The sequence below is a fragment of the Spirochaetota bacterium genome (assembly GCA_026414805.1).
Lineage (GTDB): Bacteria > Spirochaetota > UBA4802 > UBA4802 > UB4802 > UBA4802.
The window spans coordinates 1-13,575 of sequence record JAOAIH010000077.1; the positions used below are offsets into that span (position 1 = coordinate 1).

Consider the following 13,575-nt stretch of genomic DNA (forward strand, 5'->3'; position numbering starts at 1 on the left):
ATGCGTGTTGATAAAGTAACATACTTTATACTACAAGAAGTGCTTTTGCGCTATGCCAACAATACTCACTACATGGTTCCCACGTGGGATTTTATGAAGCAGGATCTCCACGCTATAGATAAAAAAATAAAAAAGCTTTTAAAGAAATTGAAAAACGAGGTTAAACCATTTATTTGCCGCATCAACTCCAAAACCGCATTTGGTGGTGGTGCAATGCCAGATAAGGTGTTACCCGATTACGGCATAGCCATTGCAATTGATGGCAAAAAAGCCGGTGATATTGCCACACATATGGTTATGCAACCAATTCCCATCATTGGGTATATTCAAAACGATATGTTTACATTAAATTTCAGGACTATTATGGATGACGATATTGGCAACGTTGCTGATGCCATTAATTCACTTATACCATAGGAAGTAACCATGTACGTTATTGGTACTGCAGGACATGTTGATCATGGCAAAACCTCACTTATAAAAGCACTCACCGGCATAGATGCCGACAGACTTCCAGAAGAAAAAAACCGTCAGATGACAATCGATATTGGATTTGCGTATATTAATCTTCCAACTGTTGGTACTGTAAGTATTGTCGATGTCCCCGGTCATGAACGATTCATTCGCAATATGGTGACAGGAGCCTGGGGTATAGATATTGGGCTTTTAGTGATTGCCGCTGATGACGGGTGGATGAAGCAGACCGATGACCACCTGAAAGTGCTTTCCATTCTTGGTGTTCCTTCACTAGTGGTAGCCCTCACAAAGATTGACAAAGCGCCAGAGAACACTGGGCAGGTACTATCGCACATAAAAAATATGCTGCTCACTACTCCTTACTCAGGTGCACCGGTTGTTCCCTGTTCTTCAATAACCGGTCAGGGACTTGATGCTTTGAAGTCACAACTAGTAGAAGCTATAAAGAAGTTGCCACCACCTGATGTTGGCAACAGGCCATATTTACACATTGACAGGGTTTTCACCATCAAAGGTGTTGGCACTGTTGTAACCGGAACAAGCAAAAACGGAAGTTTTTTTGTAAACGATATGGTAACCATTCTGCCTCACAACATCACCACGCGTATACGGCAGATTCAAAGCCATAACACGCAGCAGGAAAAGTCAGATGTATCGCAACGAACTGCGTTAGCGCTTGCAGGCGTTGAAAAGGAATCTTTGCAGCGCGGCGATATCATAGTGAAAGAAAATTTTTTTACTGAAACAAAAAGCTGCATTGCATACATTACCCATAGTTTTGCACAGCTTAAAAACAATCAGTGGATAGAAATCCTCATTGGCACCGCCTCATACGATGCGCAATACACAGTTATTGGCAATTCACAAAAAATTGTGCGACTTAAATTTAAACACCCGGTTTACTGTTATCCTACAGAGCCATTTGTTGCAACGTTTCCGGAGGGGCAATAAATCAGTTGCGGTAGCTATATCGTAAGCCATAACTACTCAAGTGCAGTAAAAAAGGACCAAGTACTTGCAGAACTGGCAAGCTCAAACAGCATTGCCAATGCTATTTATGCAACAGTACTGACCAATCCATTTATCACTATCCAAAACTTACAAAAATTGTTCCCCAGTGGAAATATTGTTGTACATACCCTGAAGCAACTTGTACAGACAAATATAATAACAGTCATCGGTGAGTATATTGCCACGGCATCTTGCTTTAATGCTGCTGTCTCACTTTGTAAAGATGCAGCAAAGCGTTCAATACCCTTTACGGAGATTACACAAAAGCATGCAATACCGCTTGATGTGCTACAGCATATTGCAAAAGAGTACAATCTTGTTAAAAAAGAAAAAGAAGAAATTGGCGATAGTGAAAAGGAATTTCTGCTACAGGTATTGAAAAAGGGAATTGAAGGGATAAACCCAAAGGATTTCCCCCACAACAAGAATATAATCGACCCACTTATAAAAACAGGGCATCTTATTGTAATTGACAGGGAACTTTTGTGGCATAAGGAAGTATTTTCAGATTATTGCAGCCGTATAATGGCACATTTTGCTGCCAACAAAGAGCTGACTGTACAGCAAGCAAAAGAACTTACAGGTTTATCACGCAAATATGTTATCCCGTTGCTCAACGCTATGGAGCAAAAGAATTTACTGAAGCGTTACGGCGATGTTCGTATGAAGGTATAATATATATATAGATTTGCATAATATAATAAAATTGTACATTATTAGTTGACTTTTTTTCTATATGTAGGATAGACTTGTAATAAATAAAAATACATTAAAAGGGATTGCTATGGCACTTTTCACTCCAAACGTAGACAAGCTAAGAGAAAAAAATGATATCAAGGGATTACTTCAACTGACAAAGCACCGTAAAGCCGAAGTAAGGCTCAATGCGCTGCTTGCTCTGGTTAAAATTCGTGACCAATCCGTCATTGAAGATTTAAAAAAGCTTATACACGACCCTGACCCACGAGTAAGGACCATTGCCACAATAAAGTTTGGAAATATTAAGGATCCTGTTATCATTGAAAACTTACGGCAGATAATCATATCGGGCTCACAGCGCGACAAAATAGAAGCCCTGCGAGTGTTAAGCGAAATTGGCCCTACAGATGACCTTGAAATATCAAAAATTCTGTACTTAGCTTTTAAAGATAAAAAGATGATGGTTTCAATAGAAGCCATTCGTACTATGGGTTATCTTAAAGATAAATATGCTATTCCCCATTTAGTGGAAGCTCTTGATAGCAAACATTATCAGGTACGGGTAGAGGCAACCCGTGCATTGGGTATGATTGGTGGCGAGGCGGCTGTTGGACCACTTATTGGCTGCCTTGTTGACAATAATGCTGAAGTACGCAAGGCTGCCCATGATGCCTTAAAGAAAATAGGGACCGAAAGAGCACTCAAAGCTATAACCGATGCTCCATTTATGCTGCTAGTAAAACGCATGACCGAAGGTGGCGCTCAGCGCGAGGAAACAGTGAAGCAAATTGGCCAGTTTAAGATAAAAGAAGCGGCACCACTTCTTATAAAAGCATGCAACGATGAATTTAAATCTGTTCGTATGGCTGCAGCCCGCTCTATTGGAATATTACGTGAAAAAAGTGCTGTGAATGCGCTAGTAAAACTTTTAGATGATCCTTACTTTGATGTTCGCCTTGAAGCGGTGCGGGCACTTGAAAAGATATTTGATCCACAGGCACTGAAAGCAATAGAAAAGGCAATGAGTGACCATAACAAAAATGTTCGTGATGAAGCGCGCGTTGCGTATTATTCACTGAAATCCCGTCTAGAGAGAGTGCACGAAACAGACCAGGTATAACTCTCTATGTTTTTAGGTTTCAATATTGGCAATACGCATACCGTCCTAGGGCTTTATGCCCAAAACAATCCCCTCCCGGTATACACATACAGGTATCCAACCAAGCGTGAGATTACTGTACAGGAACTATCGGATACTATAATCACTGCTCTTGAGAACTATAACCCGCATGCAACCGAGCAAATCAACGGTGTTATCTACTCCAGTGTAGTTCCACAATGCAACCAAACCTATGATACAACCTCTCAAAACCTTTTTTCAATTTCTGCTCACAGGATTACCCACCTTTCCCGTATGCCCATCACAATAGAATATGACAATCCGGCAGAGCTTGGCGTTGATCGCATTGTAAACGCTGTGGCAGCGTACAAAGATTATTCTACTGACTGCATCATCGTTGATATTGGAACAGCCATTACCTTTTGCCTGCTTGAAGGCAGTGTCCTAAAAGGAGGGCTTATTGCGCCGGGAGTAGCAGCAGCAATGAAAGGTTTGGCACAAAGCGCAGCACAGCTTTATGAGGTTCCCTTTGAAAAACCTCCTCACATCATTGCTCACAATACAAAAGATGCCCTCATATCAGGTTTTTTTTATGGATGGGTCTCACTCATTGAAGGAATAATACAAAAAATAGGGGCGACAGCTCATTATACAGTAATCCTCACCGGCGGAATGGCAGAAGCAATTGCTCCTCACCTATCGTTTACTGTTAAAATTGATACATCTCTTACCATGAGAGGCCTGTATTATCTGTACAACATTAACAGGTAAAATGTTGCATTAATCCAAAAACAGTCTGTTTATATTAATATTCACAAAGTTATCCACATTATCCACAAAAGCATGATCTAATGACATTAATTTACTAAATTAATTGCCAGATGATTACAAACTATGAACTATGTCACATGATTTATAAATCATTTGAGTAAAATTTTTGATTAAACACTTCATAAACTCTGGAATATTGAGCATTTACTAAGCAATACAATTTTATAAAAAATTTTTTTTGCTCTTACTCAGTGACAAGTGCAAGGTGCTTTACACAAGGTGGTCAAAAATTAATTTCTGTTAAAATCAGATGCAATGTGGATAGTTTTTGAATAAAAATTGCATTGTCATACTATAAAATATGTTGTATTCTTTTTAAGAATACTATATGCAAATACCTATTCAAACGTGTTGTGAATCAGAGTTCTGTAAAAACATTTTATTACAAATTAAAGACCGTTTGCCCCTTTGACGCCTATAAGGTATAGGCCAGTAATAACGCTTGTTGTATAAAATAAAAATAATAGCATGTATCAATTTTTGGTTGTCATTTACCTTTATTATGTCTTATTATGGCATAAAGGAGTACGTTACTACACTGGGGAGCGCACAGATGAATAATTATGAACGTTATACTAGGATTTTAGCTCGTTCTGTTGACCATATTTTTAAAAATTTTCTCCATGATCCTGATATAAAAGAGGTCTTTGAAAGCCAATCAAAGCAAAATGACCCAAAAGTAACCATTGAACTTGATGGCACAATGAAAGCAGAACTTATCATTAACTTTCCTGAATCCACATTGCTACAGCTAACCAAGAATTTCTTTGGTAATTCTAAAGGTAATGTAAAGAAATATTACCCCGATGTTGCCGGAGAGATAGCTAACCTTATTACCGGCACTTTTATTAACCAGCTACAGTTTATCAAACACAACCTAAAACCCTCTCCCCCGGAATATAATGAAGAGCAGATACCATTAAAAACACTGTATGAAAACATCAATCTGTCATTTGAATCCCGTTTTGGTGGCTTTGACATAGATTTTTACTACAAGGATTTTTTACATAAATAATGGCAACAATAGATTTCATTATACTTGCAGCTTACTTGCTATTCAGCATGGTTGTTGCGCTTTTATACGCAAAAAGAGCACGTAGCAGTACTCATGCATTTTTCCTTTCCGGCCGAAGCCTCCCGTGGTGGATAGCGGGTACAGCCATGGTGGCAACAACATTTGCAGCCGACACGCCACTGGCTGTAACCGAGTTAGTTCGCAGTGGTGGCATTTCCGGCAACTGGCTGTGGTGGAATATGGTGGCAGCAAATATCGTCACTGTGTTTTTTTATGCTAAGCTATGGCGGCGTGCCGGGATTACTACCGACATTGAGTTTATTGAATTGCGCTATAGTGGCAAAGAAGCTTCCTTCTTACGCGGTTTTAAAGCTATCTACCTTGGACTTTTTGCCAACTGCATCATCATGGGATGGGTTAACGTTGCTCTTGCTCAGATACTGGTGCATCTTTTTGGTTTACGCACAACCCATGTTTTGGTTATTGTGATTGCATCCATGCTATTTGTAGGAATCTACTCTGCACTGGGAGGGTTATGGGCAGTTGCTATCACCGATTTTATACAATTTATCATTGCAATGAGCGGATGTATTGTGCTGGCCATTGTTGTTACAAGTCACCACACCCTGAATGGAATAGAAGGCCTTATACAACAACTTCCCCCAAAAGCACTTGCTTTTATACCATTTGGCGATAGCTCCTCAATACCACTCTCAGCATTTCTACTATTTGTTGGTGTGCAGTGGTGGGCTTCCTGGTACCCTGGCGCAGAACCTGGTGGAGGAGGATATGTTGCTCAGCGGATGATGTCATCAAAGGATGAAACTCACTCACTTATGGCTACTTTATGGTTTACCATAGCTCACTTTGCATTGCGACCATGGCCATGGATAATCGTTGCACTTGCAACCATGGTGTTATACCCTAATGTGCCCCATGACCAATCAAAAGCAACATATATATTTGCCATCCGTGACTTTCTTCCTGTAGGATTAAAGGGGTTGCTGGTGGCAGCGTTTTTGGCAGCGTACATGTCAACTATCTCCACTCATCTAAATTGGGGTAGTTCATATCTTGTAAATGATCTATACCGGCGTTTTATTGCACCACAAAAAAGTGAACGGCATTATGTTATCACTGCCCAGTTATGTACGATAGCTCTGGTAATTATCTCAAGTATACTCATATTTGTCATTGATTCAATCTCAGGAGCATGGGCGTTTATAATAGAATGTGGTGCGGGAATTGGACCGGTACTGATGCTCAGATGGTACTGGTGGCGTATCAATGCATGGTCAGAAATCATTGCAATGGTTGCACCTATCCCAGCAGTTGTAGTATCACGGTGTGTACTGGGAATTTCCTTTCCTTACAACTTATTAATTATTGTGCCATTTACAACACTATGCTGGCTTATAGCAACATTTTTAACACCACCTGTTGACCACAATAAACTCTATTCATATTATACAACCGTAAAACCAGAGTTTGGCTTTACGCCATTCAGAAGAGCGTTACAGCAGCCAGCCAATCATATGCTTTTATATTTACGTATTTTCCAGACAATGCTTGGCATCATTGCAACATATTCACTTTTATTTGGCATAGGGGCAATCATCCTGTATAAAACTTATGCCTATGCTTTCATCACTTTATTTATCTTTAGCTTTTTTACTATACTATACCTCCTAAAATACGAAAAAAATATACAATTTAAATAATGTCCTTTAATGTATGATGTTGTACTACACGACATATCTCAGGTTTGGAAGCGCTCATACGTTGGAATCACCCTAAACGCGGGATTTTATCTCCATCACATTTTATCACTGTCCTTGAATCATCTGACATAATTATTCAAGTTGGCAAATGGATTGTTGCCGAAGTTACCCGCCAGCTCCAAACTAATAAGGCATTCCAAAAGCAAGGATTTACCATTTCATTTAATGTACCACCAACACAGTTTTACGATTCCGATTTTGTTGTCGACATCATTAAAATAGTAAAGAGTTCAGTAATAAATCCAGCACAGCTTCAGATAGAAGTGACTGAAAATCTACTCATGTCCGATACTACGGAAGTTATTAATACCTGTAATGCCCTACAACAGTTTGGTATTAATATTGCCATTGACGACTTTGGCACAGGATATTCATCACTAGCATATTTGAAAAAGATACCTGTCCACTCTTTAAAAATTGACGCATCATTTGTGAAAGGAGTGCCTGATAATAAAGATGATGTTGAGATAGTTAAGACAATTGTTCTTCTAGCACATTCACTTGGGAAAAGAACAATTGCCGAAGGTGTTGAATCAAAAGAACAATTAGCATTTCTTACAGGACTGGGCGTCCATGAAGTTCAGGGGTTTTATTTTTCAAAACCTATGCCTGTAGATCAATGTCTGGAATATATGAATAATTATAATCCCGATAAATATTTCTGGCCTAAACACTAACTATATTTTTTATTACATCAGGCAACAGTAAAACTTTTAATTGTCATGCATCTACTTTATTTTATTATCCCAATTTCATTATTGCTAATATTCTGTTCATTTAAAAAGCTTGATATTGTATGCAACATATACCATATTTTATAACAGTGCATATGCTGCTATGAAAAAGTAATACATTTCACTTATTTTTTATCACCAAGCACCTTGCTCCTCACAATATAACACATTGCATGGTATTAAAATTCCCTTACACTGGACTTGACCAACAATAATTTACTTTAACTGTATTAGTCAATAGTTTCCACGATCAGCTTCTGATTTGTATAATTGTTGACGTAAACAATCAAAATCAATGATACTTGATTATAATACATGTAAAATTGTTATTGCTATTAAATGCGATAGAATTGGAATCATTCATTTACATTAATAAATGGAGGGATAATGAAAATGATTACACCGGATGAAGCTCTTGCTACTATCCTTTCCCATATACAGAAACTACCTGTTGAAAAAGTTTACTTTACCAATGCATTAAACCGCATCTGTGCAGAGGATATTACATCAAGTGTTAATATTCCCTATCATAACAATTCCGCTATGGATGGCTATGCCATAGTAGCTTCTGACACAGCCTCTGCCTCAAAAGAAAATCCTGTTACCCTTGAAGTGATTGGCGAATACCAGGCTGGAATAATCACAACACCACTTGAACTCAAAGCCGGACAGGCAATACGAATAATGACTGGGGCCCCAATCCCACCCGGAGCTGATGCTGTGGTGGAAAAAGAAGCAACAACCGAAGAAAAAAACCACGTAACGATTTATAGGCATGTTCAGAAAGGTGACAACATTCGACTGGCAGGTGAAGATATCACACAGGGTGAGTGCATCGTTACAAAAGGCACACGGATAACTGCTGCTATAGTTGGCCTTTTAGCTTCTGCTGGTGTGTTAACGGTAACTGTCGCCCAAAAGCCAAAAGTTGCCCTGATAGCAACTGGTGATGAGATTGCAGAGCCAGGCACAGCGCTTGCAGAAGGACTTGTGATTAACTCCAATGCATATACATTGATGTCATTAATACGAGAATATGGAGGCATCCCACATTATCTTGGCATTGCACGCGATACAATGGAATCAAGTATGTATGCCATTCAACAGGCACTATCGGCTGATATCATTATATCATCAGGAGGTATTTCAGAAGGGAAATATGATTTTATTATTGAAGCCCTCCGGTCATCAGGGTTTAGAATACTTGTTGAACGTATAGCTATGAAACCTGGAAAACCCTGTGTTTTTGCTCAAAAAGGGAATATACTTTATTTTGGGCTTCCAGGAAATCCTGTATCATCTATGGTTTCATTCATTCAATTTGTACGGCCCGCGATGCTTGCCATGCAAGGAGCTACTAAATTGCAAAAACCTGTTTTACAAGCTATCTGTAAAGAACCCATCAAACGCAAAAGTGATGGCAGAACCCATTACATTCGTGGCATTCTTACCTTTGATAAAGGACAGCCCGAAGTAGTAATAACAGGCCCTCAGGGCTCCGGAATTTTGCGTTCAATGGCGCTTGCAAACTGTCTTATCATTTTGCCACCTGAAACCCTATCAGTAAAAACAGGCGACTTGGTAACAGTTCAACTTATTCATCATCCTGAAGTATAAGCCATGAAGAAAAAAGCAATAGCTTTATACTCAGGCGGTCTTGATAGTTTGTTAGCTGCAGCGGTTATTATGAAGCAGGGTATTGAGGTAATTGGGCTTCACTGCATACTGCCTTCGGTTGACCCCCAAACACCTCCCCAGCAATTACAACCATCTAAGCTTGCAGAGCAAATTAACCTTCCGCTCGTTTACTACCGCTGTGACACAGAATATGTACAGGTTATTGCACACCCTGCTCATGGATACGGGAAAAACGCCAATCCCTGCATTGACTGCAAGATATTCTTTTTGAAAAAAGCTAAGGAATACATGGACAAACTTGATGCATCATTTGTTATTACTGGCGAGGTAGTAGGACAGCGCCCCATGTCACAATACAAATCCATGCTTATACACATTGAAAAACAAAGCGGGCTTTTAGGACTTCTGCTACGCCCACTATCAGCAAAATTGCTGCCACCCACTATCCCCGAAATAGAAGGCATTGTGGACAGAGAAAAGCTCTATGCTATACAAGGGCGCTCTCGGCAAAAGCAAATGGAATTGGCCAGAGAATATGGCATTAAACAGTATCAGTCCCCTGCCGGTGGATGTTTTTTAACCATGCCACAGTTAGCTTCGCGTGTGAAAGACCTCATACTTCATCCACCATTCAGTGATCTTGACCTCTTTCTAACCAATGTGGGCAGGCACTATAGACTGCACCAACATGCCACCATAATTGTAGCTCGCAATGAAAAAGAATGTGCCATCCTTGAGCGCTATAAATCAATTGCCGATTTTTATCTGGAGCCTTCATTCAAAGGTCCGGTAATTTATGGCAAAGGGATTATTTCAGAAAATGACTATCCTTTACTATCACAGATAGTGGCACGATATGGCAAACCAACTAATAGTGAAAATAGAGTTGCAGTATTTATTAAGGGGCAGCATTGTACTACACTGATTGCACAAGATTCAATTGATGATACATTGCTATCAGCAATGCGACTATAACAGCATTAAAAAAAGTTGAGGTTGTATAATGAAAAAAACTGTTTCATTCTTAGTATCTGGACGTGGCTCAAATTTCCATGCGGTAGCCCAGGCTATCATAAAAGGAGAAATTCCTGCTCATTTAGGAATCGTTATATCTGACAAACCTGGTGTCAAAGCATTGGATATTGCTCGTGAACTTTCAATTCCAGCTTTTTTTGTAAATCCCAAAGACTATCCAACACGTCAGGATCATGAGAAAGCAATGGTAGAGCTGCTCAATAAATACAAAACCAACCTGGTAGTCACAGCAGGGTATATGCGGCTACTTACTCCTTACTTTGTGAATGAATTTAGAAACAGAATAATCAATATACACCCTGCCCTGCTTCCTTCATTTCCTGGAACGCATGCACAAAAGCAGGCACTGGATTATGGGGTTAAAATCTCAGGATGCACCACTCATTTTATTGATGAAGGAACTGACTCAGGACCAATTATCATGCAACGTGCAGTGCCGGTTTATGATGATGACACTGAAGAAACCCTCTCAGCCCGAATTCTAAAAGAGGAACATCAAATACTGATTGAATCAGTAAAGCTTTTTTGCCAGGATAGGCTTACCATAAAGGGAAGGAAAGTATATATTGTGCGATAGTTACTGTTTTAACAATCCATGCTTGTTATTAATTGTTACCAATAAAATACTTGCATAAAATTTTAGAATAAGTAAACTTTAGCAATAAATTCATTTTCCACTTTTACGTAGAAGGGTATGTGTGAGGCGATACAATATTTTAATGGAGGAACATGATGGGTTTAGTATCTATTATACTATTATGCATTTTTTATTGTAGCCTTATAGTAATTGTGTATGAATATTACAAACTTTTTAATGCAAAGGATGAATACACAAAACAGGAATTAAAACAGGTGGTTTTCCTTATTCCTGATCATTGGATACCATTATTATCCAAATTACGGCTATACCCTATCTACGCATTTGTATCACTTATATTTGGCATTGTAATTCCATTATTATCAACAAACTGGTTTTTCCAGTCATCAATCTTTTGTATTATTCTGTTTATAATTCTACCACAAATACGCAGGACGTATGAGCCAATGAAGGTTACTGTATCTGATTCCTTTATGGATACTGTTGCGTCAGCCCTTTCAGAATATTACGAAATTATTTTATTTTTCTTTTCTTTAGGGACTCTGTCTTCAATGACTTACACTTGGGTTAGTGAAAAAGAACTATCGTTTTTATGGTTTCTGTTCAATACCATTATTATCTGTGCCATTATGTTTTTCATGTTAGCTTCGCTTGATAAAGAAAATGTATACGATAGCAACCATTGAATAATCTATATTTTTAAGGAAAAATTTTGTTGCACTATTTATCAAATTATTTGTATTCTCTTACAGTACTTAAATGATTGGCACGAGATATTCAATATACAGCAAGACCGAAAAATTTTATTTTTTGTGTTGACGTTTATTTTGTTTTTTATTACTATTTGCCTTAAAGTATATGGTGTGTGCCATATACATACTTTTTTTTATTAATATATCATGGGGTTAACCCCTAAAGAGAAGGAGGAGCTGTTTATGAAAAAGCTTTTATTAGTTGTATTAATTGCTGTTGTAGCAATTAGCTTTACAGCATGCGGATCACAAAAGATGGGTGGCCAGGTAAAAGGTGAAACCTTTATATCAGAAGGATGGGTAACACCTGATATTTTCAGAGTAACTGCTACAGGTGCTCCAAAACCGGGATTAAAGAACAAAATCCAGAGACGAGGAACAGCAAAAGAAGCAGCTATCATTATGGCTGAGAAGCGAATAATTGAAAAATTTGTTGGTGCTCGCCTTGAAGGTGCTGCAGGAGCAGCTGATTATGCATCTACTGGTGTTGCAGTTGCAAAAGAATTTGGTGGCCTTGTTAAAGGTGGTACTATCGTTAAAGAAACATATGATGATGATGACAACTGCGAAATAGTCTATCAAGTTGAGAAAAAAGGCTTAAAGAAAGAAGTTGAAGGTGGAGCATACGAGCGATAATGTGAAGCCTTTTTATTAATTTATTAATTTCAAAAGCAGGTGTAATAACACCTGCTTTTTTATTATACATACATATTATAGCAATTTTCCAATGCTCAGTGACTATCGCCATTGTACTTTTGCACTCCTTTCAGGAACTCTATAATATGTAACCTTTGGGTATCCCACCAACATTGTCCCATATACTGCATCTCCTTCAGGAAGATTAAGTGCTTTTTTTAATGGGGAATACACTAATGCACACCAGCTAATATATCCTGCCCAGCAACAGCCTAGCCCAAGCGATGGAGCAATTAATTCCATGTGTGCAAGCGCAATGGTACATGATGTTGATGTGTTGGGATTTGATTTTTGGCCATGAGCAATAATCACAACTGGTGCTGAATGAGTGATAACATCTATGCCTTCTTCCCATGCTTTTGTAATCATGTCAAAATGAAAGGCATGAGCAATATCAGGAGAGTTTTTTAACATTATGCGCATCCAATCAACCACATGAGTTATCAGCTCTTCAATTCTATCCCTCTGAGTAAAAACGATGTATTCAACAGTACGTGAATTATGGCCTGAAGGTGCATAGGCAGTTATTTCAATGAGTTTTATAAGTTTTTCTCTTTCTACATCATCTTTTTTAAATCTTCGTATGGAGCGTCGAGCTTTAAAATAATTTTCGATTACTTCTGCTCCTGGATTCCAGTTATGCACAATAGCTTTGCATGCACTTGATGGCAGTGTTGTTAAGCTCAATGCACCGTGAGGGCATACTGCAACACAATGACCGCATTCAATACATAAAGTTTCCGCATTGCTCAGTGTCTGAGGAATGCCATCATTATCCACTGTAATGATCTTCATGGGACATTCCATAACACATAATTTATCCTTTTTGCATTTTTCCTTATTCACAATAATTGTTGGCATATTTTTTTCTCCTAAATATACAATTCACCTTTAAAAAAGTTACTGTTGAACCACCTATAAATACTCTATTATCGGTACTTTCTATCTTTAAAACTCCACCACGCTGTGAAGCCTGATATGCTGTAAATACACTTTTTTGTAGCTTTTTTTGCCAATAAGGTCCCAAACAGCAATGTGCAGAACCCGTAACCGGATCTTCATTTATACCAAGGCCTGGGGCAAAGAAGCGTGATACAAAATCATATTCTTTGGTATTTGATTGGGCTGTAACTATAATGCCTCTGCTATCCATTTTTTTAAGCGTAGTAAAATCAGGATGTATATCAA

Annotated in this window: 14 protein-coding genes and 1 pseudogene; 13 read left to right on the forward strand and 2 right to left on the reverse strand. The window is 38.6% G+C overall.

The genetic code is table 11. The features are described 5' to 3' along the window. From N3F66_12865 to N3F66_12925, 13 genes and pseudogenes are all read left to right on the forward strand, one after another. Window positions 1-417 (forward strand): hypothetical protein (locus N3F66_12865; protein MCX8125037.1); only part of this gene is annotated, 417 nt, incomplete at its 5' end. 9 nt (window positions 418-426) lie between these two features. Then, window positions 427-1,428, forward strand: a complete 1,002-nt coding sequence (selB, locus tag N3F66_12870; GenBank protein MCX8125038.1) for a selenocysteine-specific translation elongation factor — start codon at window positions 427-429, stop codon at window positions 1,426-1,428. Window positions 1,429-1,584: 156 nt separating this feature from the next. Beyond that, complete coding sequence (locus tag N3F66_12875; GenBank protein ID MCX8125039.1) at window positions 1,585-2,163, forward strand: SelB C-terminal domain-containing protein; 579 nt, start codon at window positions 1,585-1,587, stop codon at window positions 2,161-2,163. 109 nt (window positions 2,164-2,272) lie between these two features. Next, the gene (locus tag N3F66_12880) at window positions 2,273-3,307 is read left to right on the forward strand and encodes a HEAT repeat domain-containing protein (protein ID MCX8125040.1); all 1,035 of its coding nucleotides are present in this window, start codon (window positions 2,273-2,275) and stop codon (window positions 3,305-3,307) included. A gap of 6 nt (window positions 3,308-3,313) precedes the next feature. Beyond that, window positions 3,314-4,078, forward strand: a complete 765-nt coding sequence (locus N3F66_12885; GenBank protein ID MCX8125041.1) for a type III pantothenate kinase — start codon at window positions 3,314-3,316, stop codon at window positions 4,076-4,078. Window positions 4,079-4,691: 613 nt separating this feature from the next. Further along, a complete protein-coding gene (locus N3F66_12890) occupies window positions 4,692-5,153 on the forward strand; it encodes a chemotaxis protein CheX (GenBank protein ID MCX8125042.1) in 462 nt (153 codons plus the stop codon). Continuing rightward, entirely contained in the window at window positions 5,153-6,874 is a 1,722-nt protein-coding gene (locus tag N3F66_12895) for a Na+:solute symporter (GenBank protein MCX8125043.1), read from the forward strand. Before N3F66_12890 ends, N3F66_12895 begins: the two co-directional genes overlap by 1 nt. Window positions 6,875-6,906: 32 nt before the next feature. After that, window positions 6,907-7,611 (forward strand): annotated as a pseudogene (locus N3F66_12900) (EAL domain-containing protein). Window positions 7,612-8,055: 444 nt separating this feature from the next. Further along, a complete protein-coding gene (locus tag N3F66_12905; GenBank protein MCX8125044.1) occupies window positions 8,056-9,285 on the forward strand; it encodes a molybdopterin molybdotransferase MoeA in 1,230 nt (409 codons plus the stop codon). A gap of 3 nt (window positions 9,286-9,288) precedes the next feature. Further along, window positions 9,289-10,281, forward strand: coding sequence for a hypothetical protein (locus N3F66_12910; GenBank protein MCX8125045.1), 993 nt, complete (start codon window positions 9,289-9,291; stop codon window positions 10,279-10,281). A 28-nt stretch (window positions 10,282-10,309) separates the two neighbouring features. Then, a complete protein-coding gene (gene purN / locus N3F66_12915; protein MCX8125046.1) occupies window positions 10,310-10,918 on the forward strand; it encodes a phosphoribosylglycinamide formyltransferase in 609 nt (202 codons plus the stop codon). Window positions 10,919-11,073: 155 nt separating this feature from the next. After that, window positions 11,074-11,625: a hypothetical protein gene (locus N3F66_12920; GenBank protein ID MCX8125047.1), complete on the forward strand. Its 552-nt coding sequence runs from the start codon at window positions 11,074-11,076 to the stop codon at window positions 11,623-11,625. A 249-nt stretch (window positions 11,626-11,874) separates the two neighbouring features. Then, window positions 11,875-12,327 (forward strand): hypothetical protein, encoded by a 453-nt coding sequence (locus N3F66_12925; GenBank protein ID MCX8125048.1) that lies wholly within the window; start codon window positions 11,875-11,877, stop codon window positions 12,325-12,327. Window positions 12,328-12,429: 102 nt separating this feature from the next. On the opposite strand, the gene N3F66_12930 is transcribed toward N3F66_12925, so the two are convergent. Then, window positions 12,430-13,248: a nitroreductase family protein gene (locus tag N3F66_12930; protein ID MCX8125049.1), complete on the reverse strand. Its 819-nt coding sequence runs from the start codon at window positions 13,246-13,248 to the stop codon at window positions 12,430-12,432. Then, on the reverse strand, window positions 13,226-13,575 hold a 350-nt coding region (locus tag N3F66_12935), incomplete at its 5' end, for a PhzF family phenazine biosynthesis protein (GenBank protein ID MCX8125050.1). The genes N3F66_12935 and N3F66_12930, both read right to left, overlap by 23 nt.

What these genes read in the sequence shown, in the direction of transcription:
- N3F66_12890 (MCX8125042.1), top strand. Translation starts at nt 4,692, where the DNA reads ATGAATAATTATGAACGTTATACTAGGATTTTAGCTCGTTCTGTTGAC.
- N3F66_12925 (MCX8125048.1), top strand. Translation starts at nt 11,875, where the DNA reads ATGAAAAAGCTTTTATTAGTTGTATTAATTGCTGTTGTAGCAATTAGC.
- N3F66_12895 (MCX8125043.1), top strand. Translation starts at nt 5,153, where the DNA reads ATGGCAACAATAGATTTCATTATACTTGCAGCTTACTTGCTATTCAGC.
- N3F66_12885 (MCX8125041.1), top strand. Translation starts at nt 3,314, where the DNA reads ATGTTTTTAGGTTTCAATATTGGCAATACGCATACCGTCCTAGGGCTT.
- N3F66_12880 (MCX8125040.1), top strand. Translation starts at nt 2,273, where the DNA reads ATGGCACTTTTCACTCCAAACGTAGACAAGCTAAGAGAAAAAAATGAT.
- N3F66_12920 (MCX8125047.1), top strand. Translation starts at nt 11,074, where the DNA reads ATGGGTTTAGTATCTATTATACTATTATGCATTTTTTATTGTAGCCTT.
- purN (MCX8125046.1), top strand. Translation starts at nt 10,310, where the DNA reads ATGAAAAAAACTGTTTCATTCTTAGTATCTGGACGTGGCTCAAATTTC.
- N3F66_12930 (MCX8125049.1), bottom strand. Translation starts at nt 13,248, where the DNA reads ATGCCAACAATTATTGTGAATAAGGAAAAATGCAAAAAGGATAAATTA.
- selB (MCX8125038.1), top strand. Translation starts at nt 427, where the DNA reads ATGTACGTTATTGGTACTGCAGGACATGTTGATCATGGCAAAACCTCA.
- N3F66_12910 (MCX8125045.1), top strand. Translation starts at nt 9,289, where the DNA reads ATGAAGAAAAAAGCAATAGCTTTATACTCAGGCGGTCTTGATAGTTTG.
- N3F66_12905 (MCX8125044.1), top strand. Translation starts at nt 8,056, where the DNA reads ATGAAAATGATTACACCGGATGAAGCTCTTGCTACTATCCTTTCCCAT.